The organism is Actinomyces sp. Z16, assembly GCF_003111765.1.
GTDB classification, from domain to species: Bacteria; Actinomycetota; Actinomycetes; order Actinomycetales; family Actinomycetaceae; genus Actinomyces; species Actinomyces glycerinitolerans.
This window is the reverse complement of the sequence record NZ_CP027862.1, coordinates 493,414-514,317: the sequence shown is the minus strand read 5'-3', so window position 1 is coordinate 514,317 and position 20,904 is coordinate 493,414. Positions and strand designations below refer to the sequence as shown.

The following is a 20,904-nucleotide window of genomic DNA, read 5'->3' as shown; positions in this document are numbered from 1 at the left end:
AGTGAGCAGGGTGGCTCGCACGGGCCGAGCGGATCGGCATGCCTGCGACGCCGGTCGCCTGTCCCGCGTTGCGGAACGCTACCACCAAAGGCGTGGCGCCACTCACGATCAAGTGGCAGACTGCACGCGTCCCACCTTCCGTCCCGTCCTGCCCCGAGAGGATCCCCATGCAGCTCGTCATGATCGAGACCAACGGGAACCAGAACTACATCTTCTCCTCCCCGCGCCTGCGGGAGAACATCGGGGCTTCGGCGCAGCTGACGTGGCTCGAGGACTGGACGCAGGAGGTTCTCGACACCACGACCATCCCCGCCGCCGTGGCAAGGGCGTTCCCGGAGGGCGCGCCCGATCTGCCGTGGGTCTCGCGCTCTTCGGGCAAGGTCATTTTCTTGGCGGACTCCGTGGACAGTGCGCGGGAGGTGATCGGCCGAGTCACCCGAATCGCGCACAGCCGGGCACCGGGTATCGACGTAACCGGGGTTTACGTCGAGATGGACAGCGTCTACGTAGACGATGAGGACCTCCGCCGGGTGCACATGGCCGCCAACGAGCATGCGCTCGATCGCCCACCCGCCGGCGCTCGCTTCTCCCAGATGCCGTTTCTAGTGCGCGCCCAGGACTCGTCCCTGCCCGCCGCGCCGCCGTTCGACAAGAAGAAAGTCGACGACGAGGCCACAGCCGACCTCTCAATGGCCTACTCGCTCCCCAGCCGCGTCAAGCGCTACCACGCCGCCAAAGCCCGTAAGGACCTGGTGGACCGTGCGCTCGCCGACCATGGCAGCCTGTGGAAGGAGCATCCCTACAGGGACAATACTGACCAACTCGGTGAACTGCTGGTTCGCGACCTCCGCAACCTGGAGAAGCTCTTCGACACCGATCCCGAGTTCGGCGACGACCGCCTGTCCAAGGTCGCCGTCGTGCACATTGACGGTAACGGGGTGGGCGCGATCATGAGCCACCTGAAGGAGGCGAAGCAGAAGGTCCCCGAGAACGTCTTCAGCGAGGCGACGGGTGTGAGCCAAGGCGACGACGACGCCCTCCGACGCTTCCTCCTGCAGATCAACACTCGCCTGGCGGGTGCCATGGAGACGGCCTTCTACAGCGCCTGGGCGCAGGTCTCCCTCTGGTCCGCCAAGGATGACGAGCTGCGTGGACGACGAGTTGAGGACCACGGTTACCGGGCCGTGCCAGTGGTCCCGGTGATCCTTGGCGGCGACGACGCCACCGTCATCACCGAAGGCACCTACGCACTCCCCTTCACCGGCGCATTCCTGGAGGCCTTCGAGCACGAAACCGCCGCCGACCCCCTACTCTCGGAGCTCGGAAACCGGGACGGTCACATGACCGCCGGCGCAGGCATCGCCGTCGTCAGGCACGCCTTCCCCTTCCACATCGCCTACGACCTCGCGGAAACCCTGATCAAGAAGGCCAAGCAGGTGGGCAAGGCCGCGGATGCGAACGCGTACTGTTCCACGCTCACCTTCCACGCCCTGTTCGACTCGACCCTCCTGGACGACGAGGCTCTGATCGACTCCTACTCATCATTCACCGAGCGCCCCTACCGATTCGTCACCAAGGACCACGACGCGCCGGGGAACATGACCTGGCATGAGGCGTGCCGCCTGACCGCGCTGTTCACCGGCGTCGGCAAGGTACTTCCCGACAAGAGCACGGATCCGGCCACCTGGCGCATTGAGTACGTCTCCGACCCCACGCAGCGCGTGCCGTTCCCGAAGACGCGCGCCGCCCGCATTCGCCAGTACATGTCCGAGGCGGCTAATGCCCCCGAGCCCGCGGCACAGCCGGCTCCCGAGGCGCCGGTCGACGACGACGTCGAAAAGGGGATTAACAAAGGCACGGCCCCGGAGAAGTCACCCGGTGAGCGAGTCAAGGACGAATGGGATGCCATCCTCGGAAGCTCCGATGAGGACCTGGTAGCACTCGCGAAGGCACTAGGTAACCCCGACGCGCTGTTCGACCTGCTCGAACTGGCGGACCTCCTGCCCGTGTCCTACCTGCAAGACCAACTCACTTCCACCGCTGACATCCAGGAGGCAGGGGAATGAACCGACCGGACTCAAAGCTGACCTTCCCGGTATCCGTGACCTTCACGAGCGACTGGGGCATCGGCACCGGCACCGGCGTCGTCGGCGGCGTCGACTCCCGGGTTGAGCGTGACAGCGACGGACGCCTGGTGGTGCGGGCAACCGGGCTGACGGGCGTCATCCGTGAACAGGCACAGGTCGTTGCCGAGGCCCTGGATGAGGGACGCTCATCCGGACCCTGGCACCGCTTCGTGACCGCGTTGTTTGGCACCGCCGAGTATCCGCGGCTCGTGGCCTTCTCCGACGCCCGGGCGGACGACGCCGCCTTAGGCCCTCATGAAGTAGTCAGCGTCTCCATCGATGAGAGGACGGGGGCCGCCAAACCTGACCACTTGCGCATCATTGAGCGAGCTCCGGCCTGCAAACTCACCGGCTCGGTCACCCTGCTGGATACGAACATGCAGGGCGCCGCAATCGTCTGGAGCGATGCTCAGCGCGACGCCGCCCTCCTGGTCCTGTCCCTGGCCGGGAGCCTGGTGCCCGCGATCGGGTCGGATCGCAGCAACGGTGACGGCGCCTGCGAGATCGTCGTGGACGAGCACGCCAATCCGGAAGACTTCAAGGAGTGGTGCACCAACGCGCTGAAACAGCGCCCCCAGCCCGCCCCCGAAGCGCCGAAGCCGAGTTCTCAAGCAATCGAGGCGCCGCGTCTTTCCGAGCGAGCCGAGACCGACCAGCGGCAGCGGTTGGTGCTGCATATTCACCTGGACTCTCCCGTCGTCTCATATGCGGTTCCCCTGTCGAATGAGATTCCCTCGGAGGACTTCCTGCGCGGCACGGTGCTGTTGCCCTGGGTGCATGGTCGGCTCAGGCATGCGGCGGCCCAGAAGTCCCGCGAAGTCCAGCGCCTGGTGCGCGATGCGGTGGTCAACGGCGACCTGTACGTCTCCGATGCGCTGCCAGTATTCGCGGGCATCCGCGGATTACCCGTCCCCCTGGTGCTTACCTCCGAAAAGGTAGCGGATGAGGGCGCCGCTCCCCTCGTGTGGAATCGACTCATTGGTGTACCGAGCCCCGAGCAGACACACAGTCCGAAGCGGGGCGGATACGTGTTCCCCACCGGTGGCGACGCCAATGAACCGGTCCCGCTTGGCTCGCCACCTCTGGTGGGACGCCAGGCGACCGCGCACAACCCTGCCACGGGCACCGCGGCCATCGGGCAGCTGTTCCTGGTGCGCGCACTGCCGGCGGGAATGGACCTGGAGGCGGAGATCATCCTGTCCGAGCGCCTGGCGGGTGTTTTCGACGGCGAGCTCACCGAGTTGCTGTCGCGCCCGGCTCAGCTCGGCTCACGCAGACTTACCGGCACATTCGGTAGAGCCACCTGCAACGCCGACGGCGCAGCCACATGGACTCCCGCACCCAGCAGCGGTTGGGACGAAGAGGGCATGACGACGCTTTGGTTCACCTCCGACGTCCTTCTGCGGTCGGCTCAATTGGGAGCCACCGGCACCCTGGATGACCTGGTCGCCACCCTGCGCAATGCGGGGGCACAGATCCAACGGGTGGCTCGCTCCGCCGTCGAGGATCGGTACGTAGCCGGCCTGCGCCACCGACGCATAGACACCTGGTCGGCGGCGAGTCATCAGCCACGGCCCACCCGGTTGGCAATCCAAGCCGGCTCGGTAATACGGGTGAGGCCCGCTCCGGGGGCGGACCCCGGCCAGGTACTTGAAGCTTTGAGGCGGCTTTCCTGCACCGGTATAGGGGAGCTTCAGGCTCAAGGCTTTGGACGCTTCGTCGTCGGCCATCCGCTGCTCGCCCGGGAGAAGTTCGTGAGCTCGCCGGCCAGGGACTTCATCCCCGGTTCCGCCCCAGGTATCCGTAACGAAGGTGAGGAGTCCAACCGATGAGCGTGACCAGGTACGAGCTCACCGTCCATCTGAAGACCGATTCACCCATCCACTCCGGAGGTCCCGAGGAGGAAGTCGACCGCAGCCGGATTAATGGCGGCGGCGATGACTCGGAGGGAACCTCAACCGCAAACCCAGGCGACGCCTCGCAGCGGGGCGACGATTCCAAGCGTTCTTGGACTCCCCGCAGATTCTCGCGCGACGGAGTCGGCAACCCTGTACTGACCGGGCGATCGATCAAGGGGGCCCTGCGCGCCGCCGTACAGCACCTCGCGAAGGCAGACAGTGGCGACGACGACGGCGCCAACCTCGACGCGCTGTGGGGGTCGCTCGACCACGCCTCAGCGCTCACGGTCCACCCGATTACGCTCTCATCGGTCGCGACGGCCGACAAGCTGCCATTGCGGGCGGGAATCGCCGTCGACCGGTATTGGGGCACGGCCGCCGACACGGCCCTATTCGCGCACGAGATCGTCCCGCAGGGCGAGAAACTGACCCTGCGCATCACCGCGACTACGGGAAGCGTCCTGACGACTGCCTCCAGCTCCTCGAACCAGGACGGCGAACACCCGGAAGAAGATCGGGCCAGGCGCGATGCGGAGCACGCCAAGAAGGACACGGCCGACGCGGCCAACGTAGAGCGACTGTTCTCCGTGATCCTCGGCGCGTTGGAGGCGGGCCTGGTCTCCTTCGGTAAGCGGAAGGGCGCGGGCTGGGGCCGAGTCCGGATCAATCACGACGTCGCGGAGCCATGGAGCCTCAAACGCACACAGCTCGATTCACCCACCGGCCTGACTACATGGCTGGACGGAGGCAAACTTACTCGTATTCAGGCCTTCGCTGTCACGCCTCCCGAGCGGATTCGCATAGCGATCGCGTGGAACAGCCCGACGGGCATACTGGTGGCCGAGACCAAGAAGGACGAACCACCCAGGCGCAACGATTACGAGCCCGGCGGCGAGCTCAAGAAGACGGACCCCATCCTTCCGCTGCGCACACATCCCTCGACCGAGCCGAAGGGCAAGAGCACCGGCCCACTGGTGATCCCGGGCAGCTCCGTCCGCGGTGCCCTACGCGGCCGCGCGAGCCGAATCGCCAGGACGATCCTGTACGCAGATGTGGATGCCTCCTCGAAACAGGAGCCGGACTGGTCCAGGCTTGATGTCCACAAGCAACTGGCCGACGACGCACTGCTGGTCAGGCTGCTATTCGGCACCACGGCGCACCGCGGCGCCCTGACGGTGCTGGAGACACTGGCAACGGTGGCCCAGAAGGACGAGCCGAAGGCACGAGAAGTGACGCACAACGCCGGGGACCGCTGGACCGGCGGTGTGGCGGGCGGCGCCCTGTACAGCGAGAAGTTCCCCCTGGTGAACTGGAACGACATTCGGTTGGAAGTCGACCCGCAGATGCTGCTGACGGGCGTACCTAACGGCGGGAACATCGACTACCAACGCGCCGCCCTGTGCCTGCTCGGACTGGTTCTGGCCGAGCTGTCCACCGGCACCCTGCCGCTGGGCAGTCGCGGCACCCGCGGCATGGGCCAGGTAGAGGTGACCAGGATGCGCATTGAGGGGCCTGTCGGGCTCATCGCGGGAGGCAAGTGGGAGTTCGCCGCCGACGGCAGCCTCAGCATCGCGGAGCAACTTCTCGACCGGCTCCGCCACATCAACGACCAGATCAAGGTCGACACCCCGGAGGGCTGGTCCGCCCTTCTCAACGGCAAGGGGAGGCAGTCATGAACGACCAGGCAAGGTCCGTACTCACCACTGTCCTGGAAGAGGGCGCATGGTCTGTGCGGCAGTGGCCCGGCGATGCCGCGGCGGAGACGGTACATTCCGCGCTCGGCCGCGTCACAGACCTTGGCGACCGTGTACAGGGAATCGCCTACACCACCTCCGGCGCCATGTCGGTCCACACGGCGACGCCGGAGCTGACGACCCGGCTGGATGGACGGGATCAACCGATCCCTCTCGACTCCGTGTACGAGTTACGCCTGTGGGCCGTTATTGACGGGAGAGCAGACGACGGCCTGCTGGCGCACGAGTTGCGCTGGCTCAACGGGTCGGGTACCGCGGAGATTCGCGTCGGGGGCCAGGAGTTGTTGTCCGCCAATGGCGACGCGGGGTGGCAGACCACGAGGTGCTGGACGCGATCCAACAGCTATCTGCAGCACGGGGCCACCGCGCCGTTCGATGAGCCGTCGAAGGCCATGACCAGCGTTGAGGTCTTCACCGAAGAGCCCACCTATGGGAACACCGTGTTCGTCGACGAGATCATGACCGGAAGGTGGAGCTGAAATGGTCGAGTTCGGGGACTTCCACTCCGCAGTCAACCGCATCCCGATGCCGCGCGAAAAGGCGGCTGGCCTGGCTGATCACGGAGTTCTGTCAAAGGACCTCTTCAAGGACCGGGCCGCCCGCGGCCACGACCGTCTTGAGCCCGATCGCTGGTCCGGGTCGATCGACCTGGAGATGACGGTGCGCACGCCGCTGGTGTTCGGGGAGCAGAAGGATCTGGCCGTCACGGTGCCACTTGAGGAGGACGGCAAGACGCTCCGAGTGCCGCCGACCATGGTCAAGGGCATGATCTCCCGCGCCTACGAGACCCTCACCTGCTCGCGCTTCCGTGTGTTCGGGGACATCCCCGATACGTCATCTGGCCAGCGCCGCCGCAAGGCGGACACCAAGCCGCTGACATACCGGGGTGATGCCGCCAGTGCGCTCGGCCTGGTACCCATCCGTATCTGTGGGGAGGAGGAAGACGGCCTGGTGGGTGAGCTGTTCTACGGAGACACGCTTGTCACCAACGACTATCGCGATGACAGAGGCCGAACCTATCCGACAATGCGTGCGGCCTCGCTCCAAGGCGGCCCGATGGGGCCGGCAAACCTGCTTGTAAGCGCCCAACGACTCACGAAGATGACGCCGCACGGCGCACATATCCGCTGTCATCTCTCACTCTGCTTGCACGGGGACCGTGGTAAGGGCGCGCGCTACGCCTACTGGCAGGTGACCCACATCATCACTGACGCGGGCGAGACACCGCTGTTCGACATCCCCGATTCGGTAACCGTCGTCGACGAACTGGATGATGTCCAAGGCTATGTGTGCCGTACTGCGCCGGATGACATGAGGCCGAACCACCTGTTCCCCAGGAAACATGACGAACGGTTCTTCTTCGATGTTTCGCGTCAGGGACCGAAGAAGGTAACCATCGAATCCGATGTCTGCAAGGCTTACGCGGCTGTAGTACGCAGCTACGTTAACCAAAGGAAGCAGGACCCCCCGCGGAAGCGCCACGAGCCGAACCGGGCGACTCGAGCCGCTCAGAAGGACGCATCCGCAGCGAAGCTCAAGGTCAAAGACCTCGCCTTCGCAGTTGTAGACGACAGCGGCCCCGAGCCGGTTGTGCTCGAGGTCGTCCCGGCGATGATCGGACGCCATGCCTACAGCGCTAGCCCGTACCGCCTCGCCCTCGAGCAGGGTGCGGTCCCCGTATCGACAGCCGAGGAGGCCTCCGCCGCTGACCGACTCTTCGGCTACGTCGTGCCAGATCCGGTGCCACAGGCTGCACGTGGAGATGTGGCCGCACGTGGGCGTATCACCGTGGGAAAGGTCGACGGGTCCGGGGCACGGATCAGCCGCGATCGCAAGACACTCACGCCGCTGCTCGAGCCCAAGCCCGGATCGGCTCGCCGCTTCTTAACCGGCGGCGATGGTGGAACCCCCTCCTCAAAAGGCAGCACCAATGCGCTCAAGCGGTCGGAGTACTTCTCCCCCGGGCAGCTGCTGGGGGCAGCTGCGTATCCGGTCCACCGCAGCGTGCTCGACTCGCGGAAGTTCCCCAAGCAGGCCACAGCGCCGGCGGTGATGAACGGCCGCGAGCAGCACAACGCGGATGTGCAGCTCACCGCGAAGTCGTGGGTAGAAGTCGGCAGCGTGCTGCGGTGCACCGTGTCCTTCACCAACCTGAGCCACGATGAGCTTGCCGCTCTCATTTGGGTCCTCACCCCGGAGAACCTAGTTCCCGAGTCGGAACAGGACTCTGACCGCTCCAAGTGCGGCTACCTGCGAATGGGCCTAGCCAAGCCCTTCGGTCTCGGGGTAATGGAGGTGCGTATCGCCCGCGGCGGTCTGCGTGCGCGTCGGGGTGCCGATCTGTCCGACTCCTATGCGACTCTCAGCGGGTGTCTGGGCCTCGATGACCCGGTCGCAGAGCCAAGCGACTTCACGCTGTCCCACTCGTCGAACCTCAACAAGACACCATGGGTAGAGGCGATGCAGCGTGCAGCCTACGGCTATGCCGACGGCATTGAGGTCCGGCACATGACTCTTAACGAGAACAAGGAGAACAACCAGACCAACGGACGTACCGGCGAGCCCCATCCCGGAAAGGGAATCGGGCCTCGCGATATGTTCGGCCCACACTCGGCCAAGCCTCTCCGCGTCGACAAGCGTCCGCAGAGCCATGGTCGGCCGCCGTACCCGGGCAGCATCCGTGGTCGGCGGCGCTGAAGAAGAGAACAGAATGAATTGGCACCACGCCTACAACGGCATCCCCGCGGTCCGTGACACGGGCGGGAAGACCGGCACGGGGTTTGCCGGCGACGGCGCGCCGTCTGGGCAGGATCGGCTTGCGCCGGATACCGTCTCCGGCGAGTTGGCGTTCACTATCACCGTCGCTTCTCCCACGATTCCGGGGCAGAGCACTGCGGATAGACGGGTGGTGGTGGCCTCGCGCAGCGGAGACCCGGAGGGTGCCCGCACTTGGGAAGATGCCACTATTCCTGTAACCACGCTCAAAGGGGTCCTCTCCTCCGCGTACGAGGCGGTCACCGCTTCGCGCATGCGCGTATTCGCGGACCACGACCATGTGCTCACCCACCGGCACACCACCCAGGAAGCCACCACGCTCTATCCGGTGTTCCTGGTCGATGACAACGGACCACACGGCGTTTCCGAAACTGGATTGAGCGCACGTCTGATGCTTGGACTCAACGACCCGAAAGACGTGAGGCGTAATTGGGACCGCCCGAACTACGTTTGTGCCGCTGTTCTGCCCAACGACCCGCGGTCTGCCACCGCGCTCTACGACTCAACTGGCGCCTGGATGTACTCAGGTTCGCGCAAGCGTGATAACCAGGAGCGCAAGCGCGGCGTCTCGACGACCGACGTCAACAAACGGCTGGACAAGCTGCGCACGGCCACCCCACACCTCAAGCCAATCACCTTCACCGTACAAACCGAGAAGTTCTACGACTCACAGCGCGCAGTCGTGGCGAGCATTGACGGCGAACGCTTCTGCGGGACACGAGACGAAGATACTCCACCCTCCTCCGAGGAATACACCGGAGTCGTCGTTAGACTTACACCACGTGGCTCTCGCCCGCTTATCGGAACCAAATACAACGAATTCGCGTTCTTCGACACCGAGAAGAATCGAACGCGCCGCCCTGTAAGCACCGACGTCCTTGAACAATTGGTTGAGGTCATTCACAGCTATTTGCTCAACATACGCCAACTCATAGAACGCGAAAAGGCGGGCACTCCCGGTAACTCGAAGACTCGGAAGTCGACCGACTCGAAAACGTGGCTCATCCATGAGATCGCCAATGGCAAGATCGACGACCACGGACAGATCCTCGGCGCCTCCGACCCCGATGTGCACAAGGGCAAAGAGTCCGCTGTCATGGCCGACCGCGCACAGATCAAGCAGTTCCTGAGGACACTCGCCTCCAAAGGCCCAGGCATCCCCCTGTTCGCCTCGGTGTCGGGCGATGGCTGCATAACCGCTCTGGTGCCGTCTCAAGTAGGTCGACGTGCTGCCCCTGACGCTGTGCCTCCTGCGAGTCTCGCCAGAGACTCGCAGGTTGCGCCCGCTCGCACCCACTCCCAAGCCTCCGCGGGCGATCGCATGTGGGGCTTCGTTGCCGATGAGAAGGACAAGGACCGCAGCCAAGCCGCCGCCGCGCGCGGGCGCATCACAATCCGGCCCGTTATGCCAGCACTCCCCCAGGAAGGCAGGTGGCTGCGCACCCCTAAAGCTGATAGCCCGGGTTGGCTGCTTCGAACCCTGGCGAGCCCCAAGCCATCAACGGGTTTCCCTTATTTGCGTGATGAGCAGGGAAGGACCCTAGCTGAAAGCACTACCCGCGCAGATGCCTATCAACCGGGGCAAACTCTGATCCGTAAGGTCTATCCCACGCATCGGAGGCTACTCGGCCGGGACGACCTGCCCGACTGTAGGCGGCTCGAAGGAGCCGTAGGCCCTCACGACACGGTAGCCGGTTCCTTCCTAAACCCTGGAGCCAAGTTCACCACCACACTTACCTTCGAAGGGCTCGTACCGGAGGAACTCGCCGTCCTGGTATGGCTGCTCACCCCAGAGCGTCTAGTGCCACCGGATGCGTCCCCCAAGGACGAGTCGAAGCGCCGCGGCTATCACCGACTCGGTTTCGGCAAGTCCCTCGGCCTCGGCGCGGTCGAGATCAGGGCCACCGACGTACACATGCACACCGGTAAGAGGTTAGCTGGAATGTACATGCAGCTCGACGGATGCCTCGGTTGTACGCAGCTCGACGCAACGACGACGGCTTCGGACAGACTGGCCAACGCGCTAGACGCGCTGCCCAGCGACTTCGAGAACAGCCTGCCGGTACGCGCATTCGTGCGTGCGGCCTACGGCTGGGATGGTAAGGCCGTGGTCCAGTACCCGGACGCGCACAAGCCCGCTGACAGTAAAACTGGCGTGTCCGCCACCACCAACTGGTTCAAGAACCGGGAGGAGAACCGCGTAAAGCACGGCATCGACCCTGATGATTGCAAGATTGACTCCGAATTTAATCTACCAGACTTGCTGGCAACACCCGGCGAACAGGATGCAAGCAGCGTCTCAGGGAGTTACAAATCCGATCAGCCCGGACCGACTGCGAGCAAAAGCCGCCAACGACGCAGACAGCAACGCAGAGGTGACCAGAGCCGTAAAAGGCAAGGCCGATCGTAGCCTTGCGGTTATCCGTACCCCTGCAGTTCGGTTTGCTCGCTTCACCTCAGCACGCGTGCGTCGCATACAACAACCTGTATTGCGATAAAGTGCATCGCGATATGGTGCATGCACGCACACCACTGTTGGCCGGCCCGACGGCACTCAGCGTAACGCCGAGCGGAGTACGGCCGTGCCGGGGGACTCCATGCCCGCAACGTCGTTGAAGTTGACTACAGCACCGCTCGACCAGGCCAAGCCGACTGCCACTCTTGAGGTGGACGAGGAGACCGGCCTGCACCTGCTCCGCATCGGCCGCTCAATCACCGCGGAGGAGGTTGATCGGCTCCTCGCCGAGGACCACTAAACAGGTGCTGTTCCTCACGCCCGTGCCGACGGCGGGCCGCCTCACCACACCCCGCGGTACAGGCCGCCGTCGTCCAGTGCAGGGGCGGTGCCGTGCACCTCGGCCCGTCCCAGGCAGTTCGTGCACAGCGGGTAGATGTGGACCACGTCGTCGCGCGAGTCGATGATGTCGTTGACGCGCTCACGCACCTCGTCGAGTTCACCGTCCTCCAGCCGCAGCTGGAACACCGACTCCTGAATCCGGTAGCCCCAGCTCTCCAATGCCGCCGCCAGACGCGTACGGCGCGAGTCGGCCGACACGTCGTAAGCCAGGATGACGATCATCGCCATGCCGCACCGGTCCACTCGTAGCCGGGCTCGGTAATGGCTCGCCCCAGCAGCTGCGCCTGGTGGTGAATGTGCCGCCGCCAGGTACCCGCGAACCCAGGCAACGCGCCCTTGACCTGCCGCTGCAGAGTCGCCTCGTAACCGTCCACCAGCGCCCTCTTGCCCTCCGGCCCCAGCCAGACGCCCTCCCCGTCCGGGGAGTTGGTGGCGTGCTCGGGGCGCAGACGCCGCGAGCGCAGCAGCGCCATGACGGTACGATCCACCAGCAGCGGCCGGAACTCCTCCATCAGGTCCAGGGACAGGCTGGGTCGCTTGTCGGTTGAGGCGTGCAGCACACCCAGCGACGGCTCCAACCCGGCAGCGATGAGCGCACCGGTGCATTCGGACAGCAGGATCGCATACGCATAGGAGAAGGCCGCATTCGCCAAATCCTTGGGAGGGCGGCGGCTGCGGCCCTGGAAGGCGACGTCCTCAGGCACCAGCCGGGACAGTGCCTCGAAGTAGTCGGTCGACGCCGCCCCCTCCAGACCCATCAGCTCGTCGGTGTCGGTGGCGTGAGCGGCGTCCTCAGCCAGCTCCCGGATAGCGGTACATGTCCCCTCAATATCGGCCCCGCTGTCACGCCTGCCTATGCGGTGCAGGACGCCGATCTGATGACGCAGCTTGGCGCGCACGATGGCACGGGCGAGTGGGAGGCGGGCGCCGTCGTCGGCGGCGAAAGCGGCCTGAGTGAGCAGACGCCGAGCGTTGGCGGTGTCCCGCAGACCGGAGAGCTGGCCCAGATAGCTGCCACGCCGCGACAGGAAGACGACGTCGATGTCGTTGTACAGCGCCCATGACCTGGCACCGGCGGAGAGCCCCACCGCGCCGGTGAGCACGATCCGGCTGACGGCCTGCCGGGGTATGGAGACCTGCGGGAGTCCGTCGGCGCCGTCAACGATCAGCCGACCCTTGGTCACGTGCAGCCGCGCGCCGTCGCGGCCGACGTAGACGACCTTGTCCGGGTTGGGGTGGCCCTTGATGTCGTGGTGCGGGTCCACGGCCGGGCGGGTGCGGGAGAAGTCGACTCCGAGGTAACAGAAGCCCTCGTCGAGGGTGGTCATGCTGGTCTTCTCCTGGTTCAGGCTCAGCCCGTGGGCGGCGACCTTGGCGCTGAGCAGGTCGTATGCGGACAGCAAGTCGTCCTCGTTGGGGGCGCACACGACGATGTCGTCGGCGAAGCGGGCGTAACCGTAGCCGGCGTCGCACAGTGCCGCGTCGACGTCGGCCAGCGCCAGGTTCGCCAGCAGCGGGGACAGGCAAGAGCCCTGGGCGATGCCGCGGCCCCGCACGCGCCGCTCACCGTGGGCGCGGCGGGGCCGGGCGAGCAGGCGGATCAGGTTGATGGTCCGCGCGCACCGCAGCACCGGGGAGAGCACGGCGAGGGCGTCCTCTACTTCCGCGTTCGGGAAGTAGTCCTCCACGTCGGTGCGCAGCACGTACTTGTAGCCGTCGTCGCGGAGGGTGGCGAGTAGGTCGATGGCGTCATCTGTGCCGATACCGGTGCGGTAGGCGAAGGAGCACGTCGACATCAGTAGGTCGGCGGTGTGTGCAATCGTGTCCAGGACGGCCCGTTCGACGATCCGGTCGCGGATGGACGGAATGTGCAGTGCTCGTGTCTCTCCGGGCTCACGTTTGGGGATGTCCAGTCGCATGAACGGTTCAGGAACGTAGGTGCCGTCGCGCAGGGAAGTCGAAAGCTCGGCGAGGAAATGATCGAGGTCGCCAACAATGGCGCGCGTCTGCTTCTGAAGCATGCCGTCACGGGCATCTCTGGCCAACACGGTCTCCCAGGCGGCAGTCAGCGTCTCGACCGAGCTGATGCGCTCATATAGGGAGTTCGGGGTTGCCTCCTGCGGGGCCGCGCCCGCGGGCTCGGTCGACAGGAGGGAGCGCCTGGCAAGCGGCGGCAGGTCCTGGCCGAGGAACTGATCCCGTCGCGGAGCATGGAACTCGTCATTGCGGCGGCGCCTGCGCCGTTGCCGATAGCTCCTGGTACCTAGCCGACGAGCAGACGCCGAGCCTCTCGCCGGGCGTGCTCCGCCAGCGGAAGGTGTTGGGATGTCTGCATGCGAGTCCATTCCATGACTTCTTCGTCGAGCAGCGGGGCGCAAGCTGATCATAGCGCCGACGGCTTCAATGAGCGGGGCATCCGGGCACACCGGCGCCCACCGTCCGCCCTCGGGGGCGCCCGCCGTCGGCCCTCGAGAGAGCCGGGTGGTGGGCGGGACCTGACGGTTCGTACCTTCTGATCGACACTTCGTACCATTGTTCGACGGTTCGGCACCCAGGGGTACGAACCGTCATCACAATTGCCGAAGCGTCGGGGCGAAGTGCCGAACCGTCAGCCCCGGGACATACCCAGACCGCCACACCCGCAAACGCGAGCAGCCATTTGGCCGTCCCCTGCGCGGCCGCCGGGCGAAACCTTACATCCGAGTATGCAAGGCGGCCTAGGCCACTCCGGTCATACCGGTTATACTCGGCGTGTGAAGACGGCAGTATCCATTCCAGACCCGGTGTTCCAGGAAGCCGAGGAAGTTGCGCGGCGCCTCGGATGGAGCCGGTCGCAGCTGTACACGAAGGCCGTCCGCGATCTGATAGTTCGCTACAGCGATGATCCTGTGACTGAAGCTCTCAATGCCTTCGAAGACGTCGAGGCGGCGCAGGCGCCGTTAACACCGGCTAGGAAACTCATCGAGTCGGGAGCATGGCCTTGGTAGCTCGAGGGGAAGTCTGGTGGCTCGACTTCGGCGACCCCATCGGCTCGGAACCCGGATACCTCAGGCCCGCCTTGATCGTCTCCTCGGACCGGTTCAACCGATCCCGTATAGCCACCGTCATCGTGTCAGCGATAACCAGCAACCTGCGCCTGGCGGCGGCGCCGGGCAACGTCGAGTTGGAGCGCGGCGAGGCGGGCCTGCCCAAGCAGTGCGTCGTCAACGTCTCGCAAACTCTTGTTGTCGACCGTTCCAGGTTGAACAACCGCATTGGCGCTATCCCCATGCACATTCTCGCCCGCGTGGACGATGGACTTCGGCTGGTGCTGGACCTTTAGACGCAGGCACGCAGCGGGCACCGGCATAATGTAACGCTACTTGCCTGCGAGGTGCTCTCAGGCCCGAGTCGCCTCACTTTAGTGCCCGGAATTCAGGGGCTCTTCCGGTTTGAGGGTGTGTTATCTGGCGCGCGTGGAGCGAGTGCCGCTCTGCTCACCTGCGGGTACTTCGACCGGCAGAGGCAATCGCTGCCGCACATCCCGGTGGGCAGAGGACTGAAAAGTGTCCGGATTCGGGATAAAGGCTACACACGTAGGCGATGGTGCTGTCTGGGAGCCTGCCGCCGGCGGTGCGTGCTGATTCCTCCGACGAGCGCGCGTCACCGTGAGACGAAGATGGCGGTGTATCCGAGTCTGAGTCCATTGCCTTTGTCTCTTCGTTGAGCGGTGGCCCAACCCACACTGGTGGTAGCGCCGCCAACGCGAGTTGGTTGGGCGTTCGGGCGGTACGACGGCGGCTCGCCGTTGCCATTGATTCCGCCGGGCAGCGGCCGAGGGTGTCCGGATCTATGACAAACGAGGCTGGCGACGTCGTCAACTGCGGACAAATCGCTGGAATCATGCGGTCTTGGGATCAGGGTTGGCGCGTGTGGGAGGCGTTTGTCATCGATTTTGACACCATGCCCACGGCGTCCGTCGCACAGGTCACCCTCCCCGAGGACCTGAATGCACCTTGAGGTGCGAGGTGCTTCCTGACAGGCGACGATAACCACTACGCCGGCCCAATCCCGGTTGCGTCTTAATGCACCTTGAGGTGCGAGATGCTTCCTGACTTGATGACGGGAGCGCTGTTGTCCTGGGCTGGCCGGCGTCTTAATGCACCTTAAGGTGCGAGGTGCTTCCTGACGTTACAATTGATCGCATCGAGTCCGCCATCCGCCAGAGTCTTAATGCACCTTAAGGTGCGAGGTGCTTCCTGACATCACAATCACCAATGCGGCGGTTGATGCATGTGAAGTCTTAATGCACCTTAAGGTGCGAGGTGCTTCCTGACATCCGAATCCGCCGACTTGACCGCGCCGCGCCTCCGGTCTTAATGCACCTTAAGGTGCGAGGTGCTTCCTGACCCGCCGCTATGTGGGAGAGACTCTCCGGGAGAAGGTGGGTCTTAATGCACCTTAAGGTGCGAGGTGCTTCCTGACTAGCGATCATGCCCATCTACTGGAACAAGGTGAACGTCTTAATGCACCTTAAGGTGCGAGGTGCTTCCTGACGAGGGCTTCGACCAGGTCGCCCGCATCTACGATGATGGTCTTAATGCACCTTAAGGTGCGAGGTGCTTCCTGACGAGCGCATCGGCATCGACGACGTGCTCGCCGCCTCGTCTTAATGCACCTTAAGGTGCGAGGTGCTTCCTGACTCGCAAGCGATCCCCGTCGAGGCCTTCATCCGCCGGTCTTAATGCACCTTAAGGTGCGAGGTGCTTCCTGACGCCTAAACCTCAAGCCACGTGAGGTCGAGTTCCTCGTCTTAATGCACCTTAAGGTGCGAGGTGCTTCCTGACCCCTACCCCTGGAAACCGCGTCATACCGCCACTTCCAGAGGCGAGATCGCCACCGACCCCGCAAGCACCCCACGAGACCGACTGGCACCAGGCCAAAACTACCACCTTTCGTTGAAAACAAGCCAAGCGCCACCGACACCCCTCCAACCCCCTCCAGCCACCAACTTTCAACGAAGTCATGCGGAAAAGTCAGGATCAAAATGCACCAATCTTTGTACCGTAGACCGAATTGTGACCATCTGGCGAGCACCACACCAACCCCACACATCCCAACCGCACCACACACCACACCCGCAACCGCCCCCGCTCCCCAGCGCACCTACCCCACCCGCGACTCCCTCAAACTCCGGGTGACAAATACCAGCCGCCAACCAATATCCGCCCCACGCAATTGCACCTTCTACTCAGACACCGCCCCTTCCAACACCGCCCCGCACCGGCGCAATCGGTGCCAAGATGTTCCCGTTGCGGAACACCTGGTCGTACCGCCGCAGCACACAGCGCCGTCACGTACGCACCGATCCGAGGAGAGGCAGACGCCCATGCCCAGCACCGTCTTCCTCCAGTTCGATGCCCCCGACGCGCTCGCCCTGACCCCGCGCCGCCTGCACGCCGCCTGGGGCAGGGTACTCGAGCTCCCCGAGGGCATCTCCCCCGAACGCGCCGCCCTGCTCCCCTCCCTCGCGGCCAGGCCCCCACACAATCTGCACGGCCCCAAGCCCTACAGCGTCGGCCAGATGACCGAACAACCCGGCATGATCGGCGCGGAGCTGCGCCTGCTCGACGACCGCCTGCTGGACAACCTCGACGGCTGGCTCGCCTGGGGCGGCGTCCTCCCCCTCGGCGACGGCAGCCTGGAAGGCACGGCGCTCGTCGTCGTCACCGAGGCGCAGATCCTGGAACGCGTCTCCTGGGAGGAACTGGCCGAAGACGACGCCTCCACCACCTGGGACGTCACGCTGCTGAGCCCCACCGTGTTCACCTCCCGGGGGCGTCACGTCCCCGGGGTCACACCGGAGCAGCTCGCCACGAGCCTGCACGCCCGCTGGCACGCCTGGTCCCCACAGACCGAACCACCTCGGCTCCACCGGGACGACCTCGACGTACTCACCATGCAGGACCGCACCGAGCCCGTGCGCGTAAACCTGGGAATGCCCAGCGCCGACCGGCGCGGCCGCCTGACGCGCCGCTCCATCCTCGCCACGGAGGGTTCACTGCGCATCAGCGGCGTCGTCGGCGCCGCCACCACCCGCGTCTTCTCCCGGCTGATGTCGCTGGCGCGCTTCACCAACGTCGGCTCCCACGCCGCCTACGGCATGGGCACGCTCGACGTCATCGCCAATCCCTGAACCGCGTCCGCCTCGGCGCGGTGCAATCAGCCCCCGTAGACCTCGGGGTGCAGAGTGCCGATGAAGGGCAGGTTGCGGTAGCGCTCCGCATAGTCCAGCCCGTAACCGACCACGAACTCGGTGGGGATGTCGAAGCCGACGTACTTCACGTCCACCTCCACCTTCGCGGCCTCCGGCTTGCGCAGCAGGGTGGCGATCTCCACGCTGGCGGCGCCGCGGCTCGACAGGTTCCCCAGCAGCCAGGACAGGGTCAGGCCGGAGTCGATGATGTCCTCCACCACCAGCACATGCCGACCGGTCACGTCCGCGTCCAGGTCCTTCAGGATGCGCACCACCCCGCTGGACTTGGTGCCCGACCCGTAGGAGGACACCGCCATCCAGTCCATCGGCACCGAGCGGTGCAGCCGCCGGGACAGGTCCGCCATCACGTAGACGGCGCCCTTGAGCACGCCCACGAGCAGCAGGTCGCGGCCAGCGTAGTCGGCGTCGATCTGGGCGGCCATCTCGTCCAGCCGCTGGTTGATCTCCTCCTCGGTGATGAGTACCTGCTGCAGGTCCTGTCCCATGTCCGCGGCGTCCATGAATGAGCCTCCTGTTTAGCGGTGAGTGTCCGGCAAGCACTGGGCGGCTGGGGCGACGTCGGGGAGGGCGCGCGCTCCGGCCCCGCCCGGATCCTTTCATACCCGCGGCGCTCCGACCCGGGCCGTCGGCCCCGGTTGTCCGGCATGTCCCGACGACGGCGGCTCCCGAACGCCGCTGCGGCACCCGTGCCCGCACTACAGGCCCATGCGCTCGATCCACGCCTCCGGCCGGCCGATCTCCTCGGGGCGGGGCAGGTTCGCCGGCTCCCGCCACACCGCGTTCAGCCCCGCCTGCCCCACCCGGCCGACGACGCCGCGCACGAAGGCCGCGCCGTCCACGTACTGCGTCTGCTTGGCCTCCACGCCCAGCAGCCGCTCCAGCAGCGTGCCCGCAACGCCGTCGCGGGCGTGCCCCAGCACGGCGCGCAGCCGGTAGACCGAGGGCATGCGGCTGGGCTCGACGGCGTCGAGAACCGCCTCGGCGTGTCCCTCCAGCAGCGCCATGGTGGCGGTGATGGCCGCCAGCTGCTCGCGCTCGGCCGCGCCCAGGCGGTCGGTCAGCAGCGGGGATGGTGTACCCGCGTCCCCGGGAGCGCCCCGGTGCGCCGTCGCCCCCGCACGCACGGCCCGGGCCAGGCGGACCAGTCCGGTCGGCTCGCCGGGTGTGAGTGGGCGCATGAGGGCGGTGGCCACCTGCTCCACCTGTGTGGTCAGGTGCGCGGTCAGCCAGGGGGCGGCGGCGAGCTGCAGCACGTGGGTGGCCTCGTGCAGCGCCACCCAGGCGGACAGGTCGATCCGGTCCAGGTCCCGGAGTCGCTGCAATTCCGCGACGTTGGGGGCCACCAGCAGCATGCGGGCGCCCCGCTCCCCGGCGTCGGCGGGCAGCACCTGGCCGAGCACGCGGGTGGAGATCAGCCCGAGCAGGCCGGCGATGGCCGAGGAGACCACGGCGCGGCCGACGGCCTCGGACGGTCCGGGGCGCGCCTCTGACGGGTCGGGCACGCGCTCCATGAGGGCGCGCAGGAAGGCGGCGTTGGCCCGCTGCAATCCGATCCGGTCCACCACCAGCACCTCGGTGGTGTCGGCGGCCACCCGGGCCGGCGCCGTCAGCCCGGTGAGCTGCGCCGCCCAGGGGAGGGTGTCGTCGGCGCTGCGCCGCAGCAGGGCGACCGCACCGCGGCGGACCGCCCCGGGCAGGTGAGGCCCGGCCGGCGTGCCCGCGCGCGCCAGGCGCAGGGCCCGGTCCCAGTCGACGCCGGCGGCGGCGCTGCGCTCCACCGAGCCTGCGCCGCCCCGGTTCATGCCGCCCATCGTTCAGCCCCCGCAGCCGCAGTCGGCCAGTGGGGAGACCAGGTCGTCGTCGATGGCCAGGCGGGCGGAGTACAGCCCGCCGGCCTCAAAGCCGTCCACGATCACGCTGAAGGCCAGCAGCCGCCCGTCCTTGGTGACCACGGTGCCGGTCAGGGAGGCGGCCGTGTCCAGGGAGCCGGTCTTGGCGCGCACGGTGCCGGCGCCGACAATGCCGATGAAGCGGTCGTCCAGTGTGCCGTCCAGGCCACCCACCGGCAGGGCGGCCATCAGGCTGCGGCCGACGGTGCCGGCGTCGTCGCCGGAGGCGCGGGTGATGATCTGGGCCAGCAGCCGGGCGGGGACCTTGTCCCCCAGCGCCAGCCCGCACGAGTCGTGCAGGGTCACGCCGCTGATGTCGAAGCCGTCGTCCCGCAGCCGGGCGAGCACGGCCCGGGTAGCGCCGTCGAAGCTGGCCTCCTCACCGGCGGCGAGCGCGACCAGTCGCCCCTCGACCTCGGTCATGGTGTTGTCGGACTCCTTCAGGGAGACGGACAGGATGTCGGCCAGCGGGGCGGAGGTGACCCGGGCCAGCTCGGTGGCGCCGTCGGCGGCCGCCGCCCGGGTGACCGTGCCGGTGACGGTGATGCCGGCCTCGCGCAGGTGGTCGGCGAAGGTCTGGGCGGCGTCGAGCGCCGGATCGGCGGGATAACCGCCGGAGGGGTAGGCGGTGACGTCCACCATGAGCGGCTGGATCGGCGCCACCCAGGCCTCGTTGCCGTCCGCCCAGGCGTCATTCCAGGTCGGACCGGTGAACAGGGTGTCGTCCAGGGCCACGGTGACGCTGGTGACGCCCTGTTCCTGCAGCTGTGCGGCGGCGTCCCGGGCGAGGTCGCCCAGGCCGGCGCGGCCGATGGTGGCGTCGGGGTCGCCGTCGTCCTCGGCCAGCAGCACGTCCCCGCCGCCCACCAGGGTGACGGTGCTGCCGTCCAGGACGGCGGTGGTGTCCACGGTGTGGTCGGCGCCGAGCAGGGAGAGGGCGGCCCAGGCCACCAGCACCTTGTTGGAGGAGGCGGGGGTCAGGGCGGTGCCGGCACCCAGGTCGACCAGCTCCTCGCCGCTGGCCACATCCACGATGGACACGCCGGCGGTGGCGTCCCCGATGCGCTCGTCGGCGGCGAGGGTGTTCGCCAGGGCGGCCAACTCGCCGGCCGCGGGCACCGGCGCGTCGTCGGCCAGGGCGGTGGCGGCCTCGGGGTCCTGTGCGGCGGCAGCGGGCGTCGGGAAGGGCTGGACCGCGTAGTCGGCGGGTGAGGCGGTCAGCGCGCCGGGCACCAGGTCGAGGGCGTCGGCCAGGCCGTAGTAGGCGCCGACGACGACGAGGGTGGCTGCGGTCAGGGCGGCGATCTGGGCCTTGTGCACGGCTCCTCCGGGGGTCGGGCGGTTACTGC

General features: G+C 66.4%; 15 protein-coding genes and 1 CRISPR repeat array. Of the genes, 10 read left to right on the top strand and 5 right to left on the bottom strand.

What is annotated here, in order from left to right:
* Nucleotides 1–167: 167 nt before the first annotated feature.
* The 7 genes from C3B71_RS02040 (at nucleotide 168) to C3B71_RS15770 (ending at nucleotide 11,309) form a co-directional block, all read left to right on the top strand.
* A complete protein-coding gene (locus tag C3B71_RS02040) occupies nucleotides 168–2,066 on the top strand; it encodes a Cas10/Cmr2 second palm domain-containing protein (RefSeq protein ID WP_108965805.1) in 1,899 nt (632 codons plus the stop codon).
* Nucleotides 2,063–3,958 (top strand): RAMP superfamily CRISPR-associated protein, encoded by a 1,896-nt coding sequence (locus tag C3B71_RS02035; RefSeq protein ID WP_108965803.1) that lies wholly within the window; start codon nucleotides 2,063–2,065, stop codon nucleotides 3,956–3,958. Before C3B71_RS02040 ends, C3B71_RS02035 begins: the two co-directional genes overlap by 4 nt.
* Entirely contained in the window at nucleotides 3,955–5,700 is a 1,746-nt protein-coding gene (locus C3B71_RS02030; protein WP_108965801.1) for an RAMP superfamily CRISPR-associated protein, read from the top strand. Before C3B71_RS02035 ends, C3B71_RS02030 begins: the two co-directional genes overlap by 4 nt.
* Nucleotides 5,697–6,257, top strand: coding sequence for a hypothetical protein (locus C3B71_RS02025; RefSeq protein ID WP_073330177.1), 561 nt, complete (start codon nucleotides 5,697–5,699; stop codon nucleotides 6,255–6,257). The genes C3B71_RS02030 and C3B71_RS02025 overlap by 4 nt, the downstream gene beginning before the upstream one ends.
* A 1-nt stretch (nucleotide 6,258) precedes the next feature.
* The gene (locus tag C3B71_RS02020) at nucleotides 6,259–8,475 is read left to right on the top strand and encodes a hypothetical protein (RefSeq protein ID WP_108965799.1); all 2,217 of its coding nucleotides are present in this window, start codon (nucleotides 6,259–6,261) and stop codon (nucleotides 8,473–8,475) included.
* A gap of 13 nt (nucleotides 8,476–8,488) precedes the next feature.
* A complete protein-coding gene (locus C3B71_RS02015; protein WP_111890606.1) occupies nucleotides 8,489–10,963 on the top strand; it encodes a hypothetical protein in 2,475 nt (824 codons plus the stop codon).
* Between the two features lie 208 nt (nucleotides 10,964–11,171).
* Nucleotides 11,172–11,309: a hypothetical protein gene (locus C3B71_RS15770; RefSeq protein ID WP_159097615.1), complete on the top strand. Its 138-nt coding sequence runs from the start codon at nucleotides 11,172–11,174 to the stop codon at nucleotides 11,307–11,309.
* 41 nt (nucleotides 11,310–11,350) lie between these two features.
* On the opposite strand, the gene cas2 is transcribed toward C3B71_RS15770, so the two are convergent.
* Nucleotides 11,351–11,638, bottom strand: a complete 288-nt coding sequence (gene cas2, locus C3B71_RS02010) for a CRISPR-associated endonuclease Cas2 (protein WP_083565755.1) — start codon at nucleotides 11,636–11,638, stop codon at nucleotides 11,351–11,353.
* On the bottom strand, nucleotides 11,629–13,755 hold the full coding sequence (gene cas1, locus C3B71_RS02005; RefSeq protein WP_159097614.1) for a CRISPR-associated endonuclease Cas1: 2,127 nt from the start codon (nucleotides 13,753–13,755) through the stop codon (nucleotides 11,629–11,631). Before cas1 ends, cas2 begins: the two co-directional genes overlap by 10 nt.
* A gap of 408 nt (nucleotides 13,756–14,163) precedes the next feature.
* On the opposite strand from cas1, the gene C3B71_RS15765 reads away from it, so the two are divergent.
* The 3 genes from C3B71_RS15765 to cas6 all read left to right on the top strand — a co-directional run bounded on the left by C3B71_RS15765 (nucleotide 14,164) and on the right by cas6 (nucleotide 17,585).
* Nucleotides 14,164–14,397, top strand: coding sequence for a hypothetical protein (locus C3B71_RS15765; protein WP_146752337.1), 234 nt, complete (start codon nucleotides 14,164–14,166; stop codon nucleotides 14,395–14,397).
* Nucleotides 14,385–14,732 (top strand): type II toxin-antitoxin system PemK/MazF family toxin, encoded by a 348-nt coding sequence (locus C3B71_RS02000; RefSeq protein WP_108965792.1) that lies wholly within the window; start codon nucleotides 14,385–14,387, stop codon nucleotides 14,730–14,732. Before C3B71_RS15765 ends, C3B71_RS02000 begins: the two co-directional genes overlap by 13 nt.
* Before the next feature lie 660 nt (nucleotides 14,733–15,392).
* A CRISPR array of direct repeats spans nucleotides 15,393–16,236; the repeat unit is 37 nt; unit sequence GTCTTAATGCACCTTAAGGTGCGAGGTGCTTCCTGAC.
* Between the two features lie 542 nt (nucleotides 16,237–16,778).
* On the top strand, nucleotides 16,779–17,585 hold the full coding sequence (cas6, locus tag C3B71_RS01995; RefSeq protein ID WP_108965790.1) for a CRISPR system precrRNA processing endoribonuclease RAMP protein Cas6: 807 nt from the start codon (nucleotides 16,779–16,781) through the stop codon (nucleotides 17,583–17,585).
* Nucleotides 17,586–17,611: 26 nt separating this feature from the next.
* On the opposite strand, the gene hpt is transcribed toward cas6, so the two are convergent.
* The 3 genes from hpt to dacB all read right to left on the bottom strand — a co-directional run bounded on the left by hpt (nucleotide 17,612) and on the right by dacB (nucleotide 20,875).
* A complete protein-coding gene (hpt, locus tag C3B71_RS01990) occupies nucleotides 17,612–18,166 on the bottom strand; it encodes a hypoxanthine phosphoribosyltransferase (protein ID WP_108965788.1) in 555 nt (184 codons plus the stop codon).
* Nucleotides 18,167–18,361: 195 nt separating this feature from the next.
* Nucleotides 18,362–19,468, bottom strand: a complete 1,107-nt coding sequence (locus tag C3B71_RS01985) for a zinc-dependent metalloprotease (protein ID WP_108965786.1) — start codon at nucleotides 19,466–19,468, stop codon at nucleotides 18,362–18,364.
* 12 nt (nucleotides 19,469–19,480) lie between these two features.
* Nucleotides 19,481–20,875: a D-alanyl-D-alanine carboxypeptidase/D-alanyl-D-alanine endopeptidase gene (dacB, locus tag C3B71_RS01980; RefSeq protein WP_073330208.1), complete on the bottom strand. Its 1,395-nt coding sequence runs from the start codon at nucleotides 20,873–20,875 to the stop codon at nucleotides 19,481–19,483.
* Nucleotides 20,876–20,904 lie beyond the last annotated feature (29 nt).

Coding starts and splice junctions, on each gene's coding strand:
- C3B71_RS02015 (WP_111890606.1), top strand. CDS start 8,489: ATGAATTGGCACCACGCCTACAACGGCATCCCCGCGGTCCGTGACACG.
- hpt (WP_108965788.1), bottom strand. CDS start 18,166: ATGGACGCCGCGGACATGGGACAGGACCTGCAGCAGGTACTCATCACC.
- C3B71_RS02020 (WP_108965799.1), top strand. CDS start 6,259: ATGGTCGAGTTCGGGGACTTCCACTCCGCAGTCAACCGCATCCCGATG.
- cas6 (WP_108965790.1), top strand. CDS start 16,779: ATGCCCAGCACCGTCTTCCTCCAGTTCGATGCCCCCGACGCGCTCGCC.
- cas1 (WP_159097614.1), bottom strand. CDS start 13,755: ATGGACTCGCATGCAGACATCCCAACACCTTCCGCTGGCGGAGCACGC.
- C3B71_RS02000 (WP_108965792.1), top strand. CDS start 14,385: ATGGCCTTGGTAGCTCGAGGGGAAGTCTGGTGGCTCGACTTCGGCGAC.
- C3B71_RS02035 (WP_108965803.1), top strand. CDS start 2,063: ATGAACCGACCGGACTCAAAGCTGACCTTCCCGGTATCCGTGACCTTC.
- C3B71_RS02025 (WP_073330177.1), top strand. CDS start 5,697: ATGAACGACCAGGCAAGGTCCGTACTCACCACTGTCCTGGAAGAGGGC.
- C3B71_RS01985 (WP_108965786.1), bottom strand. CDS start 19,468: ATGAACCGGGGCGGCGCAGGCTCGGTGGAGCGCAGCGCCGCCGCCGGC.
- C3B71_RS02040 (WP_108965805.1), top strand. CDS start 168: ATGCAGCTCGTCATGATCGAGACCAACGGGAACCAGAACTACATCTTC.
- cas2 (WP_083565755.1), bottom strand. CDS start 11,638: ATGGCGATGATCGTCATCCTGGCTTACGACGTGTCGGCCGACTCGCGC.
- C3B71_RS02030 (WP_108965801.1), top strand. CDS start 3,955: ATGAGCGTGACCAGGTACGAGCTCACCGTCCATCTGAAGACCGATTCA.